The following is a 20,242-nucleotide window of genomic DNA, read 5'->3' on the forward strand; positions in this document are numbered from 1 at the left end:
AATAAAGAAAATACTATTTTTTATTTTCACAAGAACATACTTGCAAAATTAGGTGCGTAATCTTTAAGTACATCATAGGTAAGCTTTTTATAAATGGCGTTTTCAAAATTAGACATAAGATATACTCCATATTGTCTTTCTGCATCTACATCACCAAATAAATTTTGTTCAGATAGCTGATATGACAATTGTGATGAGAAATCTTTCTCCATATATGCATATAATTCTTCCATGGTACGCTCATAACGTTTTGGGGCAATTCGCTTAATTACAGAATGCCAGGGCTGCCATTTTGAAAACCATGATGGAAAGTCATTTTCCTCTCGTATTTTAACGAGGTTTTTCGCATTGTCTATATCATTTTCTGTAATGTTAGATATATTAAAGTATCTCATTTCTTTTACAGCGGTCGAAAGTTTCAACTCGTCTGAAAGTTTGCACTGTAATGCCAACCATACTTCAATTTCATCCTCAGCATCTAACTCTTTAACTTTGGCATGTGATATTTCTTCCAAAACCTCAATCCTAAACATTTCTTTAGCTATATTAAAGAAAGATGGAATGTTATTATCGTATTCTCCATTTTCAGCATTGTATACTTTTAAAGCTCTTTGCATATGATTCCAGGTTAAACTCACACGATCTTCACATGTCTCTGTTGCGCCATATGCAATGCAGAAAGATCGTTTTTTTAACTCTGACACCTTGTCAATTTCAGAAAGCCAGGTTGACACTTTTAGTGCGAATTCATCATTATTTAATGAGTTTACTGTATCATATAATCTTAAAATAAAATTTTTAAATGCATCTGCATATTCCGCATTATTTTCAGCTTCCCATTGAAGAGCAACTAAAATTCTTTCTCCCGGAGGATACCATCCAGCAACTAATACATTTAAAGGTCTGGAAACTCTATCACTAATTAGACATAAATTATTTGATGAATGGTAATACACAGTGGGCCCTTGGTAACTTAACTCAAATGAATTTTTATTCAACAACATTAACGACTCTTCATCTAGCGGGTTGTTTTTTATATATATAACCGCCTCTGGATTTAGGCTAAATATATTATTTGTAATATGTTTTATATTATTTTTAGAAAATGAAATTTTACTAATCCCTGTTGGGATGTTTTGAGGCAAACAAAACAATTTATTTTCAGCTGCATAAAATGCAACCAAACTGGAAGGAAGGTTATCATCAATTGTTTCTATCTGATTTCTACAAACAGAAATCACCTCTATGGATTCAGATAATTTAGGTAATTTTACCAATTGATTGTCTTCAACAATCAATCTTTTCATAGAGTTCGGGAGAGATGGTAAATGAGTTAATTTATTATTGCATAATTCAATACACTCCAGATGGGGAGGAAAACATTTTATTTCGTTAATATTGTTGTTATTTGCAAGTATAATTCGCAAGCTTTCAGGAAGCTCACCCAAATAAGATATATTATTATCATTTATATTCAGGTATTCTATTGAAGAGGGCAGATCAGGTAGTGACCTTAACCCTAAACCACTTAAATCAACACTGCCTGCGTTCCTGTTAAGACAATCGATTAATATACTAATCGCTATGTCCCTGTGCTCTCCGGGTTCATACTGTTTTTCCCATGAACTCCATCTGGAAAGCAATATTTCTTTATTTTCATGTGAACAACAAACCATTGGCATGTAGACAGGGGATAAAATATTTAATTTATTCATGAGATTTCAATAATATGTAAAAAACATACAACATTACCATTGTAAAAATATGATAATATTTAAATCTTAAGGTTATCAGGAGCAACAACAATTAGCTGACACTAACAACAATTAATTATAAAAGTCATTGATATAACATTGCGATAATATTTTGCACAATAACGCTTCTTGTTGATTTTAACTGCGCACTCTCAAGGTTAAAATGACAGCATGTCATAGTCCATTCTCGTTAAAAGCTGCGCGGCATTGTACCTGCCACCCAGTTCTTTCATTGATTTTTTATTGTCATTAACTCAGTACTCCGCCGCGAACTCTGGTAGCCGAAATCACCGGGGAAACGTTTCACCAGTTGTACCAACAGCGTACAAATTTGTTCAAACTACCATGTACGTCCGCGACCAGGAGGCAGAGGAACCAATCCTTCAGTACCATACAATGTAAAAAAGTTAATGATGAACAGGTACATAACGTCATTCGTACTCTGTTTAATATCGACATGATAAACAGTGATGGTCAGGGCAGCTATGCCGGAGGCTCCCAGAAAGATAATCCTCTGACCAGAAAAATAATTTCCAGATACTGACGCAAGTGTCTTGAAGTTCATTGTGTATATCTAAAAACGTTAAAAACCTGAAGTTCAGGCACATGTTCGATTTTTTTTATAATTCTTCATGAAACCCCATCAATTAATTTTACAAATCATGTTATAATTTATCGATAAATGAGTCGCAAGAATAAAATCCATTATTTTGTTTATTGTGCTCATTATTATACCAAGGGGGGATATGACTAAAAAAGAGATCATTACAAGTGTTATTAAAAGGATTGAAGCCAAATTACAGAAAAGAGAAAATATTAGTGTTGATGAAGTTGCTGCTATTTCAGGGTATAGCAAACGATACATACAAAAAATATCACAAGAAATTATTGGCATGAAGATTAGCAAATATATAAAAAAAAGAAAGCTGACTCAAGCAGCTATTTTAATAAAACTAACAAAAAAAAGCATTTATCATATCGCAATGGATTTAAATTATTCAACACAACAGTCCTTTGCAAGATCATTTTGTAAAGAATTTAAGGTATCCCCATTAAAGTATAGACTTAAAGATGATTTTGATTGCTCTGCACTACTTCCAAATTACACACTTAACTTACAACCCATTAAAATAAAACAGGGAAGCCTTAACCACTTAAGGCTAAAAGTTGAGAACTTTAACTATCAAGACTCTTTATTAAATGATGACTACAAAGCCCGTAATAATAGAATTAGAAAGGACAAGATAAAAAAAGTTTTATCATCAAAAAACGAAGCTATTGTGGTTTCAAAATTTGAACCCAAAAGCCTTCTTGATTTGAATGTAGACTTAAATGTTATGATTGGCTATAAAGACGAAAAAAAATATAATTATGAAATCATGAAAAAAAAATATTGGATTATAGAATACCATGGAACATGGGACGATTACATTATATTTGGGCGTTTCTTTTTGTGCTATTGCGATATAGCATTTGATAGCTTCATCCTGGAAAAGATAAGGCTCAATGGGGAAAATGATAATGGTGAACAAATATATCATTCAATAATATATTTACCTATGACACCCTCCGAGCAAGCAGGTAATTCATCCAATCAGTAGAACAGTCGGATCAAAGTCCGAATAGTGACACCTAATTCTGTGTTTTCAGTGCACGGGCACATGCTGCGTTAAGTCTGGCTTTGCTGTATTTCTTGTGCAGGTTCAGAAGCCCCAGACAGAACCGGTAGCTTTGTTCCGGATGGGGTCGTGAGTTCAGGATATGAAGGACGTAGTCATGGGTTTCACTGCCAACTCGCGCAGCCCACTCCAGAAGTCGTTCCGGTGTCCAGGTGGCGTGCTGGCGATGTGCCTCCGGCATATGCTCTTCACGGGTGCTGTAACCGTAGTTGCGGTTGCGGGGATGTACTGCAACTTCCTGCCCCTGATTGAACAGCCTGACCAGCTCACCCGAGACCCAGGCTTCCAGCTGTAAGCCCAGCAACGAACAGGGTACCGAGTAATAATGTTTGTCGATCTCCACGTGGTAATCTGCATGGACTCTGACTTTTTTCACCAGGGTGTAGCTGTAACTGGCCTCCGGAAGCGGCTTCAGCTCCGGTTTATCAAGCTGGATGAAGAGAGCGGTCCGTGAACATCCCAGTTTCTGCATGACCTTGTTATTCAGCCTTTCCAGCAGCTCCCGGAGCCGCTGATTCAGTGATGCCAGACTGTAGAAGGTCTCATGCCTGATACGGGCCATGATCCAGCGTTCAACAACCTGGACACCCACTTCAGCTTTGGCTTTATCTTTCGGTTTACGCGGCCGCGCTGGTATGACGGCAACATTGTAGTGCTCAAGCATCTGCTGGTAGGTTGGATTAACGTCAGATCATACTTACAAGCCCGTGACGTGGCGCTTTTCAGATTGTCCGGAACAACAAGCTCAGGAACACCGCCAAGCCACTGGAAGCAGCGAACATGGCTCATAACCCAGTCCTCAAGCTGCTGGGACCAGGTGGCCTCTGCCCATATGTAACTTGACGCCCCGAGAACGGCCACGATGATCTGCGCGGTTCTTATTTCCCCGGTATCAGGGTTGATAATGTCAACAGTTGGCCCACAGTAGTCAACGAAGAGCTTTTCGCCAGCTTTATGGACCTGGCGCATTGATGGCGAGGTGGTTTTCTGCCATTCGCGGTACATCCGGCAATAATGGTTATAACTGTAAAAACCGCCAGGATTGCGCTCACTATACTCTTCCCAGAGCAGTTGCAGCGTCACGCATTTATTACGCAACTCTTTATGCACCGTAGCCCAGTCTGGCAGGGAGTGCTTCTTCATCTTCACCTGCGTTTGCAGGAACGCATGCTTTAGTGCTGCATCATCCCATTCTGCAGGCAACGGCCACTGCTTAATACCAAGCTGAGCCGCCCGATTGGCATACCTGGATACGACAGAGGGTGAGATCGCGAGACTACGGCCTATCTGACGATGGCTGAGTCCGGAACCATATTTAAGTCTAAGTATTTCTTTGAGTTTTCTCATAGAGATTGGCGCTGTCGGCATAGGTATCCTTCACCGTAATGGCAAAAGATACAGATCAACACACCTGTGAAGTTCCAGTAACATTGATAGAGATCACCGAATAACAAAGTGAGTCAAAAGTGATCTCCATCGATGTTATTCAGCGATCTGCTCAAATGTTATTACCCGATCTCGATGGATGTTATTGGGCGATCTCCGTTCATGAAAATACGCAGTCAAAAGCCAGTTCATAGGTCATCCAGGTTAACCTTCACAATTTCCGGGTTTTTCATGCGCTCATCAGCAACAGCGTTTAACTCAGCATCTTCAGCGAGTGCCCGATAGTAGGCGTAAAGTTTTGGTGGAACGCAATAGAATGCCGGTTCGTTTCGGTTCAGGATCGCAACGGCGTCCCCTTCACCTTCAGCTACGGTTCCCATAGGATTTTTTTTCAGGTCAGTAATACTGGCTGCTGTGGTTGTCAGGATTTGATAGCTCATAAGCCCTCCGTTTGTCTTATTGTTATAATAGCATCTTTAAAAGCACTCTTAAAAGTGCTTGTATTGAGAAAAACATCAGAACAGGTAAGATATGGCTCTTTCCGAAATCGCCTTAAAACGTTCTGTAACGCATTCTGAGCATTTTTTCCGTTTCGTTGTACTCAACCCAGGATTAACGGCTTTTAACGCCACTCAAGGCTTCTTAGCGGCCTTGTTGCTGTGATCTGTTGTCATGATCCGGATAGCAATTCAATTTTGATCAAAATTTCCGCAAGGAGGAGATTATTGAGGCACTTTCCCCTACCTGTAATAGGTAACAGTGCCCCAATAATAATTGAATTAGTTTATTAGCTTCATCGCGTTTTTTTGCCTCTTTCATATTGAGAGTTATTGGTTTTGAAAAAACGTTCATCACGAGTCTGTGTGTTTTTTTACTGCATCGCATATTAATTCTGCGCCACCGCCTATAACCATAACATGAGTATAACCAGAAAATTCATTGAGCGTATTTAACACGTTGCTCAAGTTTACGAAGTGCTTCATTCATTGCTTCGGTGATTATTGATATTTTGTTCTCATCATTAATTCGTTGCTTCAGATAATTGTTATCTTTTCTGTGAATAATTATATCATCAGCAAGATAGCTGCTTCCTTTTGTCCTCGCAAGAGAAAGGGCATCTTTTACTGCAGATGCTACGCAACATGAAAATCTTCATCACCGCTCTACAAAAAGCAGAGCTTGAACGCCTTCACGATACCAGTCGTGGTTTCTTGTTTTCGGATGATAGTCTTTCCATTCCGGTAAGCACAAAATTCTCTCTGCGGGTATTTCTTTTCCTCGCAAATAAAATCATTATCTGCTCATTATTTTTATTACGATAAACCCATCGTAATTCGCTGGCAGTAATGCCACAACCATAGACAATTGACTTATTGGCAATCTTCTTAACGGAATCAATAATCCCATCGACACAAAACATAACCACTTTGTTTCGTATTAATGTCTGAAACTCCAGGCCAGCTTTACTTGTCTTTGCCCATAGTTCATCTATGTGATATTTTGAATAAATCGATTTTATGACATTGTATTTATTATGATTCTTTAAAAAAGACCTGAAGTCAATACCTCGAGAATCATCATTCAGTAATTTACTGAATAACATGATCTGTATTATATCTATTAGGCCTTATACGACTCCATACCGCATTAGTTAAGGTATTTTGCGTGATAATGTCTTTATGAGAGAGGTCATTAATCCCCTTAATTGCTTTAACCACTTTCTCTCTGGGAGCATCAAGTCCATAAACAATATATCCAGGACGAAAATGTAAAGCCACCTCCATGTCATTCCCTTGAAATGTAATGTTTTTTCGTTAATAACATCCGGGGAAAGTTGCACATTTTGTAAATCAAGGTCCACTCCTTCAGGTAAACCTTCCGCACTAATGTTCCATATGGCTTTTTTGAATATTTATCATGAACCATCACAGATAACTTTCATTTTTCGCTCATAAGAAGGTGCGGGAATATGGGGTGCAAGTGATGAGACTATTGAGGTAGGCTTTTACACAATCGCAGAAAGTTCCGTCACCAGCTTAAGGTCTTCGGATTTCCAAAACATGGTATGCAGGACGGGCTATGGGACAGTATTCAGCGCCAGCTTCCACAACACCTTAATCAAAATTCAACCTGTCTCTTGCAAGGCGAAGTCGTTGCTCGCCGCGTCGATCGTACTTTTGCGTGGTACTGACACTTGCATGGCCCATCGCATCTTTCACGGTGATCAAATCCTCACCGTTATCGAGCAACGCAGTGGCAAAGGTTCGCCTGAGATCGTGGGGGGCGCATTTTTCAATGCCAGCTTCTTTTTGTCTCACCTGCAAAATGTGATAAACCGCCTGGTCGGTAAGCCTTGCGGTAGTGACATCATCAAAACGACGAATACGTGTAAACAGTGGTCCCGGCGCATCTCCCCTCACCTGTTCAATCCAGTGCTGTAACCTTAGCCATGTCCCTTCAGGCATATACGCTAAACGTTCTTTGTTTCCCTTGCCCAACACCCGTAAAGCACGGTCATAAGTGACAATGTCACTTAAATTAAGGCTAATGGCTTCCGAACGTCGCAAGCCGCATCCCAAAAGCACGCCCAGCATTGCGGCATCTCTGGGACCACGGCAACTGCGATCTGCTTCGCAAACCTGAAATAGCTGGCGGATCTCTTCTCTAAGCAGCGCTCGTCCTCGTTGCAGTTTACTGCCGCGAAAGTTGCGCACGGCAACGATATGCTGAAAGCTCTCCACATCCATGAGTTTGAGCATCCAGGCTTCTTTCGCCACGCCTTTTAGTGCCGACAAATAGGTATTAATCGTTGCGGTTGCCCGACCTGAATCGCGCAGCATTTCTGTCACGGCCATGATGTGATGGCGACGCAAACTTCCCCAGGGGCAGGCTTCAGCATGTGGAGCGCCAAGCATCCGGGCGACTGTACCTAAAAACGAGGCCATCGTTTGCCGACTGCGTGGTGAGTTGAGTGAAAGCAAGTAGGCTTTGACAGGATTAAGCGCGGCCTCGCGCTCTGCCAGAGCGGGCAAGAACTCTCCTTCTGGCGCAACAGGAAGCATTTCAAAATCATGATTGTTCACGTGACTCTTATCCTGGATCCCGTGCAGCGGAAGCATCCGGTCTGCTACGTAAAAAACTGGGCATAGTGTGTCACAAGTTGGTCAATCAGAAAATCTACTTTTTCAAAGGTACATTTTAATAAGTAGAAGAAAATTTGCGGTTGCCTTGCGCAAGCATGATGATGGTGTTTCGATTTGTTCGTGAATTGAACAATTTGGTAAAAAAAGCACAACCCCGAGCGTTATCAACGCTAAAGGTATTCACTTTTAAAATACATATTTTATGCACCACCAGTGATAATGGTGTATGCGAAAAGTTATTTATCATGAAATAAAAGTAAATCAAAAAACGATTTATAATAAAAAGAACTCTTTTTGATAGTCCTAATTGCGCACTGTTTTTAATATCTGGCGTGAGTTTATGTACGATGACAATTAACGTTATGTATGTAACCGGCTCATTTAAACCGTCTGGTCTGTTTCCTCCGGCTCCACAAAAATAATGTCCATCATTTTTAGTGGACACTACCGTATGGAATACCGGACCTGGATTATTGAAGCTTTACGCCTTCACTTTGAAGAACATTTACCCCGGGTTGTGATCGGACGTCGCCTGGGCGTACCAAAATCAACAGTTTGTAGTATGTTCGTGCGCTTCCGCAAAGCTGGCCTTTCATGGCCTCTGCCCGCAGGTATGTCGGAGCGGGAACTTGACGCCCATCTTTACGGAAGCGCCTCCACAGCATCTGTCGTACTTACCGAAAGCACCGTTATATCCGAAGCCCCCGTGGTAAAAAAACGTCCCCGGCGGCCCAACTTCCCTTATGAGTTTAAAATCGCCTTAGTGGAGCAGTCACTGCAGCCCGGAGCCTGTGTGGCGCAGATCGCCCGGGAAAACGGAATCAACGATAACCTGCTCTTCAACTGGCGCCATCAATACCGGAAAGGTGGCCTGCTGCCTTCCGGAAAAAATATGCCGGCACTGCTTCCCGTGACGTTAACGCCGGAGCCGGATAATAAAATCCCGGCCCCCGCACAGGAACCAGAGCAGATAAATACACCGTCCGACAGTCTGTGTTGTGAGCTGGTTCTGCCGGCCGGAACTCTCAGGCTTAAAGGTAAACTGACGCCGGCGTTATTACAGACACTTATCCGCGAAATAAAAGGGAGCAGCCACTGATGATATCTCTCCCTGCCGGTTCGCGTATCTGGCTGGTTGCCGGTATCACCGACATGCGGAATGGCTTTAACGGCCTGGCATCAAAAGTTCAGAACGTCCTGAAGGATGACCCGTTCTCCGGACACCTGTTCATCTTCCGCGGACGCCGGGGTGACCAGATAAAAGTGTTGTGGGCTGACAGTGACGGACTGTGCCTCTTCACCAAACGCCTGGAGCGGGGCCGCTTCGTCTGGCCAGTCACCCGTGACGGCAAGGTGCACCTTACTCCGGCTCAGTTATCCATGCTTCCTGAAGGTATCAACTGGAAGCACCCGAAACGAACGGAACGCGCTGGAATCCGCATATAACCCGTTGTAAAGTGAGGATATGGACACCTCACTTGCTCATGAGAACGCCCGCCTGCGGGCACTGTTGCAGACGCAACAGGACACCATCCGCCAGATGGCTGAATACAACCGCCTGCTCTCACAGCGGGTGGCGGCTTATGCTTCCGAAATCAACCGGCTGAAGGCGCTGGTTGCGAAACTGCAACGTATGCAGTTCGGTAAAAGCTCAGAAAAACTTCGTGCAAAAACCGAACGGCAGATACAGGAAGCTCAGGAGCGAATCAGCGCACTTCAGGAAGAAATGGCGGAAACGCTGGGTGAGCAATATGACCCGGTACTGCCATCCGCCCTGCGCCAGTCTTCAGCCCGTAAACCGTTACCGGCCTCACTTCCCCGTGAAACCCGGGTTATCCGGCCGGAAGAGGAATGCTGTCCTGCCTGTGGTGGTGAACTCAGTTCTCTGGGATGTGATGTGTCAGAGCAACTGGAGCTTATCAGCAGCGCCTTTAAGGTTATCGAAACACAACGTCCGAAACTGGCCTGTTGCCGGTGCGACCATATCGTGCAGGCACCAGTACCGTCAAAACCCATTGCACGCAGTTATGCCGGAGCGGGGCTTCTGGCCCATGTTGTCACCGGGAAATATGCAGACCATCTGCCGTTATACCGCCAGTCAGAAATATACCGTCGTCAGGGAGTGGAGCTGAGCCGTGCCACACTGGGGCGCTGGACCGGTGCCGTTGCTGAACTGCTGGAGCCGCTGTATGACGTCCTGCGCCAGTATGTGCTGATGCCCGGTAAAGTCCATGCTGATGATATCCCCGTCCCGGTCCAGGAGCCGGGCAGCGGTAAAACCCGGACAGCCCGGCTGTGGGTCTACGTCCGTGATGACCGCAACGCCGGTTCACAGATGCCCCCGGCGGTCTGGTTCGCGTACAGTCCGGACCGGAAAGGTATCCATCCACAGAATCACCTGGCCGGTTACAGCGGTGTGCTTCAGGCCGATGCTTACGGTGGTTACCGGGCGTTATACGAATCCGGCAGAATAACGGAAGCCGCGTGTATGGCTCATGCCCGGAGAAAAATCCACGATGTGCATGCAAGAGCGCCCACCGACATCACCACGGAAGCCCTGCAGCGTATCGGTGAACTGTATGCTATCGAGGCAGAGGTACGGGGCTGTTCAGCAGAACAGCGTCTGGCGGCAAGAAAAGCCAGAGGCGCGCCACTGATGCAGTCACTGTATGACTGGATACAGCAACAGACGAAAACACTGTCGCGTCACTCAGATACGGCAAAAGCGTTCGCATACCTGCTGAAACAGTGGGATGCCCTGAACGTGTACTGCAGTAATGGCTGGGTGGAAATCGACAACAACATCGCAGAGAACGCCTTACGGGGAGTGGCCGTAGGCCGGAAAAACTGGATGTTCGCGGGTTCCGACAGCGGTGGTGAACATGCGGCGGTGTTGTACTCGCTGATCGGCACATGCCGTCTGAACAATGTGGAGCCAGAAAAGTGGCTGCGTTACGTCATTGAACATATCCAGGACTGGCCGGCAAACCGGGTACGCGATCTGTTGCCCTGGAAAGTTGATCTGAGCTCTCAGTAAATATCAATACGGTTCTGACGAGCCGCTTACAAAAAACAACCTCATCATCCACCTTCTGGTGCATCCGGTCCCCCTGTTTTTAATACAAAACACGCCTCACCGACGGGGAATTTTGCTTATCCACATTTAACTGCAAGGGACTTCCCCATAAGGTTACAACCGTTCATGTCATAAAGCGCCAGCCGCCAGCCTTACAGGGTGCAATGTATCTTTTAAACACCTGCTTATATCTCCTTTAAACTACTTAATTACATTCATTTAAAAAGAAAACCTGTTCACTGCCTGTCCTCTGGACAGACAGATATGCACCTCCCACCGCAAACGGCGGGCCCCAACCGGAGTCACTTTAGTTACAACACTCAAATACAACCACTGGGAAAACCCCGGTCCAGCGCAGAACCGAAACCACAAAGCCCCTCCCTCATAACTGAAAAGCGAGGCCGCTCCCGCCCAAAGGGCGGGAACAACATCGCTTTTAATTATGAATGTTGTAACTAAGCATCCTCACCGCTGTCAGTCTTCTGGCTGGACGTATTGAGTACACGCTCGTAAGCGGCCCTGACGGCCCGCTAACGCGGAGATACGCCCCGACTCGGGTTAAACCCTCGTCGGGACCACTCCGACCGCGCACAGAAGCTTTATCATGGCTGAAAGCGGATATGGCTTAGCAGGATGGGGATAGGTAAGGTGAAATCTATCAATCAGTACCGGCTTACGCCGGGCTTCGGCGGTTTTACTCCGGTATCATATGAAACAACGGAGTGCCGCCTTCCATGCCGCTGACGCGGCATTTCTAACCTGTTACTTCGTGTATATCATTTGCTATATATCGTCACTGTGCTATTGTTGTAAAGCAAATGATATACGGAGGCTTTATGAAATCAGGTGTTCAACTCAATCTCAGAGCAAGAGAATCACAGCGGATACTCATTGACACTGCTGCAGAAATTCTTCATAAGTCACGTACAGACTTCATTCTGGAAATGGCCTGTAAAGCTGCTGAAGATGTTATTCTCGACCGGCGGGTGTTTAATTTTAATGACAGGCAATATGAAGAGTTCATCGAAATGCTTGATGCTCCGGTTACAGATGAGCCTGCCATCGAAAAATTGCTGGCAAGGAAACCTCAATGGGATGTGTAACAGCACCAGAACCTTTATCCTCATTTCATCAGGTCGCTGAATTTGTCAGCGGTGAAGCTGTTCTTGATGACTGGTTAAAGCAGAAGGGGCTAAAAAATCAAGCTCTCGGAGCCACCCGGACTTTTGTTGTATGCAGGAAAGGTACGCAACAAGTAGTCGGTTTTTACTCACTGGCTACTGGCAGTGTCAACCATACAGAAGCTACAGGTAATCTTCGGCGCAATATGCCTAACCCCATCCCTGTCATTATACTTGCACGCCTGGCTGTTGATGCGTCATTCCGTGGTAAAGGGCTTGGTGCAGATTTACTGCATGATGCGGTTTGTCGTTGTTACAGAGTGGCCGAAAATATAGGTGTGCGTGCAATTATGGTTCATGCACTTACGGAAAACGCAAAACAGTTTTATATTCACCATGGTTTTAAGCCATCAAAAACCCAGGTGCAAACATTGTTTCTTAAACTCCCTCAATAAGGGGTAATGCCGATCAGTTAAGGATCAGTTGACCGATCCAGTGGCTGTGTAAGAATCCGGAAACGCTCACTCGTTTCCTAATGCCAGTCAGTTAAGCAACTGACTGGCTCTTTTTCGGGGCTGTGGGCTATTTCCAGGGCCTCTCCTTTACCACTCTCGGGAAGGCTCTTTCCCTTCTTGTCGGTAATTTCACAAGTTGTCCCATACTTGCAAGATCGCGCATCAGCTCCGGTATACGTCCCGGTGAAGCGCCCTGCAATGTCATCAGCATTCTCATCACCATTCCGCATGATTCTGAGAAACTCAGTTGATTCGGCCAGTAACCTTTCAGATGTTCTGCCATTTTAATCATCTGATATCTCACCAGATTATAAGCCAGTAAGACACCCCACAGCTCTTGCTCCACAAGCTCCGGCTTTTTACTTCTCAGCGTCAGCCTGCTCAGTTGCATCGTCTGTTTTATCTCCCTGTATCCCAGTTCGATTTCCCAGCGATGACTGTACAGATCCGCCATTTCTCCTCCGGGGAAGCGCATGGCGTCCGTCATCGACGTCAGCAGATGGCAGACTTTTCCTTTGCGCGTCACGGTCAGCAGGCGGGCTGTCACCTCATTTCCCAGCCCCGGCCACTTTTTTCGTGCCTGCGGGCTGGTTTTCAGCTTCACCAGATGATCGCCTTTACCCAGTTTTCTGATCTCTTCATATTGCGCTCCCTTTCTGAGAGGGATCATCCAGTGGCGGTGTTCTCCCGCCTGGCTCCAGGCATTTAACAGTCCCAGTGAGTAATAACCTTTATCCATTAACGTCAGGGTGTTATCGCCGGTTTGTTCTATAAGTTGCTCAGCAAGCTCATTTTCGCTGTTCTTCATCGTGCCGAAGGCTGCAGCCGTCAGCAGATGGCTGGTCAGTTCCATCTGGCAGACCATTTTGACCTGCGGGTAGAGCGCCGGGTTCCCGGCATGTGTCTGGCGGGGGAAGGCTGCATCGTTCTCTGGTGTATCCGGTGTGCGCCAGAACACACCATCGATGGCCAGCAGGGTCAGGCCGCACCAGTGCGGATGCGGCGTGGCGTTATGCCAGAGCTGCGCTGTTTTCGTGAACACGCGGCGGACAGCCTCACTTCCCAGGCGCTGGCGGGCCTGAATAACGGCACTGGGGGCAACGAAGGGGCGATTGCCCGGTAGTATGATGTCCAGGCGATTCACAATCTGGTGAAGAGGTTCTTTACGCTCAAGCGCCATGCCAACAATACACCAGACCATCATTTCGAGGGGAAGACGGCGCTTGCGTAGCGTTACAGTACCTGATTCGGCAAGGCAACGAGAGATGAGTTCGGAGTCGAGGTAATCCCCCAGAGAAGTCAGTGGGTTACGCAGAGAATCGTAACGGGATACCAGATCAAGGGCCTGTCCAATGTGCATAAAAAAATCCGGAAACGAGTGAGCGTTTCCGGATTCTTACACAGCCACTGGATCGGTCAACTGATCCTTAACTGATCGGCATTACCCCGGCGGCCCAACTTCCCTTATGAGTTTAAAATCGCCTTAGTGGAGCAGTCACTGCAGCCCGGAGCCTGTGTGGCGCAGATCGCCCGGGAAAACGGAATCAACGATAACCTGCTCTTCAACTGTAAGCGGCTCGTCAGAACCGTATTGATATTTACTGAGAGCTCAGATCAACTTTCCAGGGCAACAGATCGCGTACCCGGTTTGCCGGCCAGTCCTGGATATGTTCAATGACGTAACGCAGCCACTTTTCTGGCTCCACATTGTTCAGACGGCATGTGCCGATCAGCGAGTACAACACCGCCGCATGTTCACCACCGCTGTCGGAACCCGCGAACATCCAGTTTTTCCGGCCTACGGCCACTCCCCGTAAGGCGTTCTCTGCGATGTTGTTGTCGATTTCCACCCAGCCATTACTGCAGTACACGTTCAGTGCATCCCACTGTTTCAGCAGGTATGCGAACGCTTTTGCCGTATCTGAGTGACGCGACAGTGTTTTCATCTGTTGCTGTATCCAGTCATACAGTGACTGCATCAGTGGCGCGGCTCTGGCTTTTCTTGCCGCCAGACGCTGTTCTGCTGAACAGCCCCGGACCTCTGCCTCGATAGCATACAGTTCACCGATACGCTGCAGGGCTTCCGTGGTGATGTCGGTGGGCGCTCTTGCATGCACATCGTGGATTTTTCTCCGGGCATGAGCCATACACGCGGCTTCCGTTATTCTGCCGGATTCGTATAACACCCGGTAACCACCGTAAGCATCGGCCTGAAGCACACCGCTGTAACCGGCCAGGTGATTCTGTGGATGGATACCTTTCCGGTCCGGACTGTACGCGAACCAGACCGCCGGGGGCATCTGTGAACCGGCGTTGCGGTCATCACGGACGTAGACCCACAGCCGGGCTGTCCGGGTTTTACCGCTGCCCGGCTCCTGGACCGGGACGGGGATATCATCGGCATGGACTTTACCGGGCATCAGCACATACTGGCGCAGGACGTCATACAGCGGCTCCAGCAGTTCAGCAACGGCACCGGTCCAGCGCCCCAGTGTGGCACGGCTCAGCTCCACTCCCTGACGACGGTATATTTCTGACTGGCGGTATAACGGCAGATGGTCTGCATATTTCCCGGTGACAACATGGGCCAGAAGCCCCGCTCCGGCATAACTGCGTGCAATGGGTTTTGACGGTACTGGTGCCTGCACGATATGGTCGCACCGGCAACAGGCCAGTTTCGGACGTTGTGTTTCGATAACCTTAAAGGCGCTGCTGATAAGCTCCAGTTGCTCTGACACATCACATCCCAGAGAACTGAGTTCACCACCACAGGCAGGACAGCATTCCTCTTCCGGCCGGATAACCCGGGTTTCACGGGGAAGTGAGGCCGGTAACGGTTTACGGGCTGAAGACTGGCGCAGGGCGGATGGCAGTACCGGGTCATATTGCTCACCCAGCGTTTCCGCCATTTCTTCCTGAAGTGCGCTGATTCGCTCCTGAGCTTCCTGTATCTGCCGTTCGGTTTTTGCACGAAGTTTTTCTGAGCTTTTACCGAACTGCATACGTTGCAGTTTCGCAACCAGCGCCTTCAGCCGGTTGATTTCGGAAGCATAAGCCGCCACCCGCTGTGAGAGCAGGCGGTTGTATTCAGCCATCTGGCGGATGGTGTCCTGTTGCGTCTGCAACAGTGCCCGCAGGCGGGCGTTCTCATGAGCAAGTGAGGTGTCCATATCCTCACTTTACAACGGGTTATATGCGGATTCCAGCGCGTTCCGTTCGTTTCGGGTGCTTCCAGTTGATACCTTCAGGAAGCATGGATAACTGAGCCGGAGTAAGGTGCACCTTACCGTCACGGGTGACTGGCCAGACGAAGCGGCCCCGCTCCAGGCGTTTGGTGAAGAGGCACAGTCCGTCACTGTCAGCCCACAACACTTTTATCTGGTCACCCCGGCGTCCGCGGAAGATGAACAGGTGTCCGGAGAACGGGTCATCCTTCAGGACGTTCTGAACTTTTGATGCCAGGCCGTTAAAGCCATTCCGCATGTCGGTGATACCTGCAACCAGCCAGATACGCGAACCGGCAGGGAGAGATATCATCAGTGGCTGCTCCCTTTTATTTCGCGGATAAGTGTCTGTAATAACGCCGGCGTCAGTTTACCTTTAAGCCTGAGAGTTCCGGCCGGCAGAACCAGCTCACAACACAGACTGTCGGACGGTGTATTTATCTGCTCTGGTTCCTGTGCGGGGGCCGGGATTTTATTATCCGGCTCCGGCGTTAACGTCACGGGAAGCAGTGCCGGCATATTTTTTCCGGAAGGCAGCAGGCCACCTTTCCGGTATTGATGGCGCCAGTTGAAGAGCAGGTTATCGTTGATTCCGTTTTCCCGGGCGATCTGCGCCACACAGGCTCCGGGCTGCAGTGACTGCTCCACTAAGGCGATTTTAAACTCATAAGGGAAGTTGGGCCGCCGGGGACGTTTTTTTACCACGGGGGCTTCGGATATAACGGTGCTTTCAGGACGTACGACTGGTACCGTGGAAAATTGTCCGTAAAGGCAGGCATCAAGTTCCTGCTCCGACATGCCTGCGGGCAAAGGCCACGAAAGGCCAGCTCTCCGAAAGCGCACGAACATACTACAAACTGTTGATTTTGGTACACCCAGGCGACGCCCGGCCACAACCCGGGGTAAATGTTCTTCAAAGTGAAGACGTAAAGCTTCAGTGATCCAGGTCCGGTGTTTCATACGATAGTGTCCATTAAAAATGATGGACATTATTTTTGTGGAGCCGGAGGAAACAGACCAGACGGTTTAAATGAGCCGGTTACTGAAGTCCTGCTCCAGCAGATTCTCCAATACGGGCAGGCCATGTGCACGGTAGCTGACCGGGCTGAGTTCGCGTACAGTCCGGACCGGAAAGGTATCCATCCACAAAATCACCTGGCCGGTTACAGCGGTGTGCTTCAGGCCGATGCTTACGGTGGTTACCGGGTGTTATACGAATCCGGCAGAATAACGGAAGCCGCGTGTATGGCTCATGCCCGGAGAAAAATCCACGATGTGCATGCAAGAGCGCCCACCGACATCACCACGGAAGCCCTGCAGCGTATCGGTGAACTGTATGCTATCGAGGCAGAGGTCCGGGGCTGTTCAGCAGAACAGCGTCTGGCGGCAAGAAAAGCCAGAGCCGCGCCACTGATGCAGTCACTGTATGACTGGATACAGCAACAGATGAAAACACTGTCGCGTCACTCAGATACGGCAAAAGCGTTCGCATACCTGCTGAAACAGTGGGATGCACTGAACGTGTACTGCAGTAATGGCTGGGTGGAAATCGACAACAACATCGCAGAGAACGCCTTACGGGGAGTGGCCGTAGGCCGGAAAAACTGGATGTTCGCGGGTTCCGACAGCGGTGGTGAACATGCAGCGGTGTTGTACTCGCTGATCGGCACATGCCGTCTGAACAATGTGGAGCCAGAAAAGTGGCTGCGTTACGTCATTGAACATATCCAGGACTGGCCGGCAAACCGGGTACGCGATCTGTTGCCCTGGAAAGTTGATCTGAGCTCTCAGTAAATATCAATACGGTTCTGACGAGCCGCTTACTTTTAACTCAAATACAGAATTCCTTTTCTCCATTAAGTTATTTACAAAACCATCTAGCTCTGGATACAGCCATTCTTCGCGCTCTTTAGTATTTGTGGCACTTGTATAAACGGCAAACATTATCTCGAGTTTATCCTGCAAGTCAGGAGTAAGTGAATGGTTATTATTAAGTTCACTAACGCCTTCGGGATAAGAAGGAGAACCATTACTGGCCTCACACATTCGTGAACAAAAACCTGCCGGCGAATTATTGAACGGTAACATATAAAATCCTTCACTTGTGGAAATAACTTATACTGAAAATATATTGATCAATGACAAATAAATATCAAAAAATACAGAAGTACAATTTCGTCTATTATAAAAATCGGAAAGGATTTGACTATAAAAAAACGATACTATTTGAGTTAACTGTTAACAGCTCGTCTGCATCGTATTTTTCGATTAGTTAAATTTTTATTGCATCATGTTCTGGGTTAAGTATTCAATGTGTTGATTATGCTGTAAACTCTCTTTTTTGGCTGAGAGTTCTCAATGGTTAAAGTTGACGTAAAATGCCCGTTTTGTGGGCAAACCGAATCAGTTAAAAAACATGGTTTGGTAAGAGCTAAACATCAGCACTATCGATGCCAAATGTGCCGCTGGACTTTCCAGCTTGATTATGCTTATCGTGCCTGCCAGCATGGTATGAAAGAGCAAATTGTGACCTTGTTATGAACAATGCATGTATCATCGACACCGCCCGGGCGTTGTACATCAGCATTAATGCCGTTGTGCGCATATTAAAAACTCTCTGAAAATCTGAACCTCAGGAACAGCCTGAAACGGCTAAACCGAAAGACTCTTGGGTATTCGAAATCTACAGAAATGTACGATAAAGTGATTGGTACATTTATTGAGCGGGAGTGTTAACTGATATAACAAAAATTAACACTTTGAATACACGACCCTTTTTGAAAAAACGTTGACGGATATAGCGACGCTGGTTGTATCCCGAATTAATATTAATGTCCGATGCTGAAACAAACGTCTTGAAGTTCATTGCGTATAGCTACATACAGAAAAATGTAACGAAATCGATAAATAGTTCGAGAAAAATATAACAAATAATATAATAATTGGGAATAAAAAAGACAAAAACACTCTATTTATTGGTCGCATAAAGACTCGCAATACATCAATAACATCATTAAAAACTATGGAAATAGTAAACGGGTATGGTATATCTATATATGTGGACCCTAATCATTCCGGATGTTCAAACAGCACCAAATAACTGGGCCGGGTCACAATGGTAATAGGTAATCTATTGACTAAAATCTTCTGAATTAATCAAGCTCATCATTTGATAGAATTACTGGAATAATATAAATGCGTACAATGAAACTAATGCTCCTTTTTTTGTGTATGGCTATAGCTGGTTCAGTGAATGCACAGGAGAACGGATTGTATTCAACACTGGATAAAACGGTTGCCGGCGCTGTTCAGGAAAAGGAAAACGTCGTTGAGTTTTTCTCTTTTTACTGCCCTCCCTGTTATGCTTTTTCTCAGGAGTACGGTATTGATAAGGCTGTCCGCGAGAATCTGCCTGCTGACGGAAAAATGGTGAAATACCATGTTGGATTTCTGGGTAGTCTGGGAGAAGAACTTACCCGTGCATGGTCAGTGGCGATGGTGATGGGTATTGAGGATAAAATGGAACCTCTGTTATTTCAGGCTGTTCAAAAAACGAGGGAGCTAAAATCTTCCAAAGATATCCGTAATGTCTTTGTCCGCGCGGGAGTGCTTCCGTCAGAATATGACCGTATGCTGGCCAGCCCTGAGGTGGCAGATATGACGGCGAAGCAGAAACGTCTTTTTCGGGAGTACGGAGTGACGGGTACGCCATCCGTTTATGTTAATGGAAGGTATCGTATTGAGAACAGCGCCTTTCGGGCAGACAGCGTAGAGGATTTTCGCAAAAAGTATGTTGCTGCGGTGACATCGTTGCTGCAGGAGCAGACGGATAAATAAGTTGTTACAACGTATGAAGTCAGTATGGGTTGCCGGGTGCTGCAGCCATGAAACAACTGGCGTGATACACCTGTTAAAGGGGGCGGGGATTGCCGCCAGACCTCTTCGATCAGTTTTCCGACTCTGTGCTGGAGATACACTGATTCTCTGCTTCAGTAGTGCGCCGTTGCTGGGAGGATGGCGGTATCTGAGGATAACACAATGGGTAGCCTGTCGTTATGATATCCGGCTGGTTGTTCTGTGTCCTGATGAGGTGTACCGGAGCGGTATTATATATGGCAGTAATATTGTGGTGGTGAATGGAGTTTGTGGGAGTATTCAGCTATCCCTGTTATTACAGCAGGCAGTACAGCGTTGCCTGCCGGGGACTGAAAAGGATGTTCAGGTGTACATGTGGTCATCTTTCAGGGAGAAGGCATCTCTGGCATTGTCTGTCAACCCGGCTTCGGAACCGGACAAGGCGGCTGCACTAAAAGCATATCGTCGGAGGTGGGTGATGCTTCAGCG

16 protein-coding genes and 8 pseudogenes are annotated in these 20,242 nt (G+C 46.6%); 12 read left to right on the forward strand and 12 right to left on the reverse strand.

Going from position 1 to position 20,242, the window contains the following annotated elements:
• Positions 1-26: 26 nt before the first annotated feature.
• A complete protein-coding gene (locus C1192_RS24665; protein WP_038355992.1) occupies positions 27-1,715 on the reverse strand; it encodes an NEL-type E3 ubiquitin ligase domain-containing protein in 1,689 nt (562 codons plus the stop codon).
• 277 nt (positions 1,716-1,992) lie between these two features.
• A pseudogene (locus C1192_RS25825) lies at positions 1,993-2,166 on the reverse strand (IS630 family transposase); the annotation flags it as partial.
• 334 nt (positions 2,167-2,500) lie between these two features.
• Between C1192_RS25825 and C1192_RS24675 the strand changes: the two are divergent.
• Complete coding sequence (locus C1192_RS24675) at positions 2,501-3,355, forward strand: helix-turn-helix domain-containing protein (protein ID WP_038355993.1); 855 nt, start codon at positions 2,501-2,503, stop codon at positions 3,353-3,355.
• A 37-nt stretch (positions 3,356-3,392) separates the two neighbouring features.
• On the opposite strand, the pseudogene istA reads toward C1192_RS24675, so the two are convergent.
• A pseudogene (istA, locus tag C1192_RS24680) lies at positions 3,393-4,801 on the reverse strand (IS21 family transposase); the annotation flags it as partial.
• 206 nt (positions 4,802-5,007) lie between these two features.
• Positions 5,008-5,259, reverse strand: a complete 252-nt coding sequence (locus C1192_RS24685; protein WP_038355994.1) for a type II toxin-antitoxin system Phd/YefM family antitoxin — start codon at positions 5,257-5,259, stop codon at positions 5,008-5,010.
• 91 nt (positions 5,260-5,350) lie between these two features.
• Between C1192_RS24685 and C1192_RS25830 the strand changes: the two genes are divergently transcribed.
• On the forward strand, positions 5,351-5,482 hold the full coding sequence (locus C1192_RS25830) for a hypothetical protein (RefSeq protein WP_256734217.1): 132 nt from the start codon (positions 5,351-5,353) through the stop codon (positions 5,480-5,482).
• A 130-nt stretch (positions 5,483-5,612) separates the two neighbouring features.
• Here the strand turns inward: C1192_RS25830 and C1192_RS24695 are convergent.
• The 3 genes and pseudogenes from C1192_RS24695 to C1192_RS24710 form a co-directional block, all read right to left on the reverse strand.
• A pseudogene (locus C1192_RS24695) lies at positions 5,613-5,956 on the reverse strand (recombinase); the annotation flags it as partial.
• 78 nt (positions 5,957-6,034) lie between these two features.
• Positions 6,035-6,725 (reverse strand): annotated as a pseudogene (locus C1192_RS24705) (type III secretion protein GogB); the annotation flags it as partial.
• Between the two features lie 208 nt (positions 6,726-6,933).
• Complete coding sequence (locus C1192_RS24710; protein ID WP_038355997.1) at positions 6,934-7,881, reverse strand: tyrosine-type recombinase/integrase; 948 nt, start codon at positions 7,879-7,881, stop codon at positions 6,934-6,936.
• Positions 7,882-8,383: 502 nt separating this feature from the next.
• Between C1192_RS24710 and tnpA (C1192_RS24720) the strand changes: the two genes are divergently transcribed.
• The 6 genes and pseudogenes from tnpA (C1192_RS24720) (at position 8,384) to C1192_RS24740 (ending at position 12,614) form a co-directional block, all read left to right on the forward strand.
• The gene (tnpA, locus tag C1192_RS24720; RefSeq protein WP_103194845.1) at positions 8,384-9,061 is read left to right on the forward strand and encodes an IS66-like element accessory protein TnpA; all 678 of its coding nucleotides are present in this window, start codon (positions 8,384-8,386) and stop codon (positions 9,059-9,061) included.
• Positions 9,061-9,408, forward strand: a complete 348-nt coding sequence (gene tnpB, locus C1192_RS24725) for an IS66 family insertion sequence element accessory protein TnpB (protein ID WP_069906977.1) — start codon at positions 9,061-9,063, stop codon at positions 9,406-9,408. Before tnpA (C1192_RS24720) ends, tnpB (C1192_RS24725) begins: the two co-directional genes overlap by 1 nt.
• A gap of 19 nt (positions 9,409-9,427) precedes the next feature.
• Positions 9,428-10,999: an IS66-like element ISCro1 family transposase gene (locus tag C1192_RS24730; RefSeq protein WP_103194837.1), complete on the forward strand. Its 1,572-nt coding sequence runs from the start codon at positions 9,428-9,430 to the stop codon at positions 10,997-10,999.
• Positions 11,000-11,302: 303 nt separating this feature from the next.
• Positions 11,303-11,667, forward strand: a pseudogene (locus C1192_RS26290) (replication-associated protein RepA4).
• Between the two features lie 189 nt (positions 11,668-11,856).
• Positions 11,857-12,141 (forward strand): type II toxin-antitoxin system TacA family antitoxin, encoded by a 285-nt coding sequence (locus tag C1192_RS24735; protein WP_101958039.1) that lies wholly within the window; start codon positions 11,857-11,859, stop codon positions 12,139-12,141.
• Positions 12,129-12,614, forward strand: coding sequence for a GNAT family N-acetyltransferase (locus C1192_RS24740; RefSeq protein WP_038354869.1), 486 nt, complete (start codon positions 12,129-12,131; stop codon positions 12,612-12,614). Before C1192_RS24735 ends, C1192_RS24740 begins: the two co-directional genes overlap by 13 nt.
• Positions 12,615-12,741: 127 nt before the next feature.
• On the opposite strand, the gene C1192_RS24745 is transcribed toward C1192_RS24740, so the two are convergent.
• Entirely contained in the window at positions 12,742-14,034 is a 1,293-nt protein-coding gene (locus C1192_RS24745; protein WP_103194846.1) for an IS4-like element IS4 family transposase, read from the reverse strand.
• A gap of 84 nt (positions 14,035-14,118) precedes the next feature.
• Here C1192_RS24745 and C1192_RS26155 point away from each other — a divergent pair.
• Positions 14,119-14,259: pseudogene (locus C1192_RS26155) on the forward strand (transposase); the annotation flags it as partial.
• A 13-nt stretch (positions 14,260-14,272) separates the two neighbouring features.
• Here the strand turns inward: C1192_RS26155 and C1192_RS24755 are convergent.
• Genes C1192_RS24755 through tnpA (C1192_RS24765) form a run of 3 tightly spaced genes read right to left on the reverse strand, consistent with a single transcriptional unit; the run spans position 14,273 to position 16,888 of the window.
• The gene (locus tag C1192_RS24755; RefSeq protein WP_103194767.1) at positions 14,273-15,844 is read right to left on the reverse strand and encodes an IS66-like element ISCro1 family transposase; all 1,572 of its coding nucleotides are present in this window, start codon (positions 15,842-15,844) and stop codon (positions 14,273-14,275) included.
• Positions 15,845-15,863: 19 nt separating this feature from the next.
• Positions 15,864-16,211 (reverse strand): IS66 family insertion sequence element accessory protein TnpB, encoded by a 348-nt coding sequence (gene tnpB, locus C1192_RS24760; RefSeq protein ID WP_069906977.1) that lies wholly within the window; start codon positions 16,209-16,211, stop codon positions 15,864-15,866.
• Positions 16,211-16,888, reverse strand: a complete 678-nt coding sequence (gene tnpA, locus C1192_RS24765; RefSeq protein WP_001339397.1) for an IS66-like element accessory protein TnpA — start codon at positions 16,886-16,888, stop codon at positions 16,211-16,213. The genes tnpB (C1192_RS24760) and tnpA (C1192_RS24765) overlap by 1 nt, the downstream gene beginning before the upstream one ends.
• Before the next feature lie 120 nt (positions 16,889-17,008).
• On the opposite strand from tnpA (C1192_RS24765), the pseudogene tnpC reads away from it, so the two are divergent.
• Positions 17,009-17,692, forward strand: a pseudogene (gene tnpC / locus C1192_RS24770) (IS66 family transposase); the annotation flags it as partial.
• Positions 17,693-17,695: 3 nt separating this feature from the next.
• Here the strand turns inward: tnpC and C1192_RS24775 are convergent.
• Positions 17,696-17,986 (reverse strand): hypothetical protein, encoded by a 291-nt coding sequence (locus C1192_RS24775; protein WP_052463013.1) that lies wholly within the window; start codon positions 17,984-17,986, stop codon positions 17,696-17,698.
• Positions 17,987-18,256: 270 nt separating this feature from the next.
• On the opposite strand from C1192_RS24775, the pseudogene C1192_RS24780 reads away from it, so the two are divergent.
• Positions 18,257-18,634: pseudogene (locus tag C1192_RS24780) on the forward strand (IS1 family transposase).
• A gap of 459 nt (positions 18,635-19,093) precedes the next feature.
• Positions 19,094-19,735: a DsbA family protein gene (locus tag C1192_RS24785; RefSeq protein ID WP_038354820.1), complete on the forward strand. Its 642-nt coding sequence runs from the start codon at positions 19,094-19,096 to the stop codon at positions 19,733-19,735.
• Positions 19,736-20,242: the final 507 nt, after the last annotated feature.

The sequence above is a fragment of the Escherichia marmotae genome, from assembly GCF_002900365.1.
In the GTDB taxonomy this organism is placed as follows: domain Bacteria; phylum Pseudomonadota; class Gammaproteobacteria; order Enterobacterales; family Enterobacteriaceae; genus Escherichia; species Escherichia marmotae.

Coding starts and splice junctions, on each gene's coding strand:
- C1192_RS24665 (WP_038355992.1), bottom strand. CDS start 1,715: ATGAATAAATTAAATATTTTATCCCCTGTCTACATGCCAATGGTTTGT.
- C1192_RS24675 (WP_038355993.1), top strand. CDS start 2,501: ATGACTAAAAAAGAGATCATTACAAGTGTTATTAAAAGGATTGAAGCC.
- C1192_RS24685 (WP_038355994.1), bottom strand. CDS start 5,259: ATGAGCTATCAAATCCTGACAACCACAGCAGCCAGTATTACTGACCTG.
- C1192_RS25830 (WP_256734217.1), top strand. CDS start 5,351: ATGGCTCTTTCCGAAATCGCCTTAAAACGTTCTGTAACGCATTCTGAG.
- C1192_RS24710 (WP_038355997.1), bottom strand. CDS start 7,881: ATGCTTCCTGTTGCGCCAGAAGGAGAGTTCTTGCCCGCTCTGGCAGAG.
- tnpA (WP_103194845.1), top strand. CDS start 8,384: ATGTCCATCATTTTTAGTGGACACTACCGTATGGAATACCGGACCTGG.
- tnpB (WP_069906977.1), top strand. CDS start 9,061: ATGATATCTCTCCCTGCCGGTTCGCGTATCTGGCTGGTTGCCGGTATC.
- C1192_RS24730 (WP_103194837.1), top strand. CDS start 9,428: ATGGACACCTCACTTGCTCATGAGAACGCCCGCCTGCGGGCACTGTTG.
- C1192_RS24735 (WP_101958039.1), top strand. CDS start 11,857: ATGATATACGGAGGCTTTATGAAATCAGGTGTTCAACTCAATCTCAGA.
- C1192_RS24740 (WP_038354869.1), top strand. CDS start 12,129: ATGGGATGTGTAACAGCACCAGAACCTTTATCCTCATTTCATCAGGTC.
- C1192_RS24745 (WP_103194846.1), bottom strand. CDS start 14,034: ATGCACATTGGACAGGCCCTTGATCTGGTATCCCGTTACGATTCTCTG.
- C1192_RS24755 (WP_103194767.1), bottom strand. CDS start 15,844: ATGGACACCTCACTTGCTCATGAGAACGCCCGCCTGCGGGCACTGTTG.
- tnpB (WP_069906977.1), bottom strand. CDS start 16,211: ATGATATCTCTCCCTGCCGGTTCGCGTATCTGGCTGGTTGCAGGTATC.
- tnpA (WP_001339397.1), bottom strand. CDS start 16,888: ATGTCCATCATTTTTAATGGACACTATCGTATGAAACACCGGACCTGG.
- C1192_RS24775 (WP_052463013.1), bottom strand. CDS start 17,986: ATGTTACCGTTCAATAATTCGCCGGCAGGTTTTTGTTCACGAATGTGT.
- C1192_RS24785 (WP_038354820.1), top strand. CDS start 19,094: ATGCGTACAATGAAACTAATGCTCCTTTTTTTGTGTATGGCTATAGCT.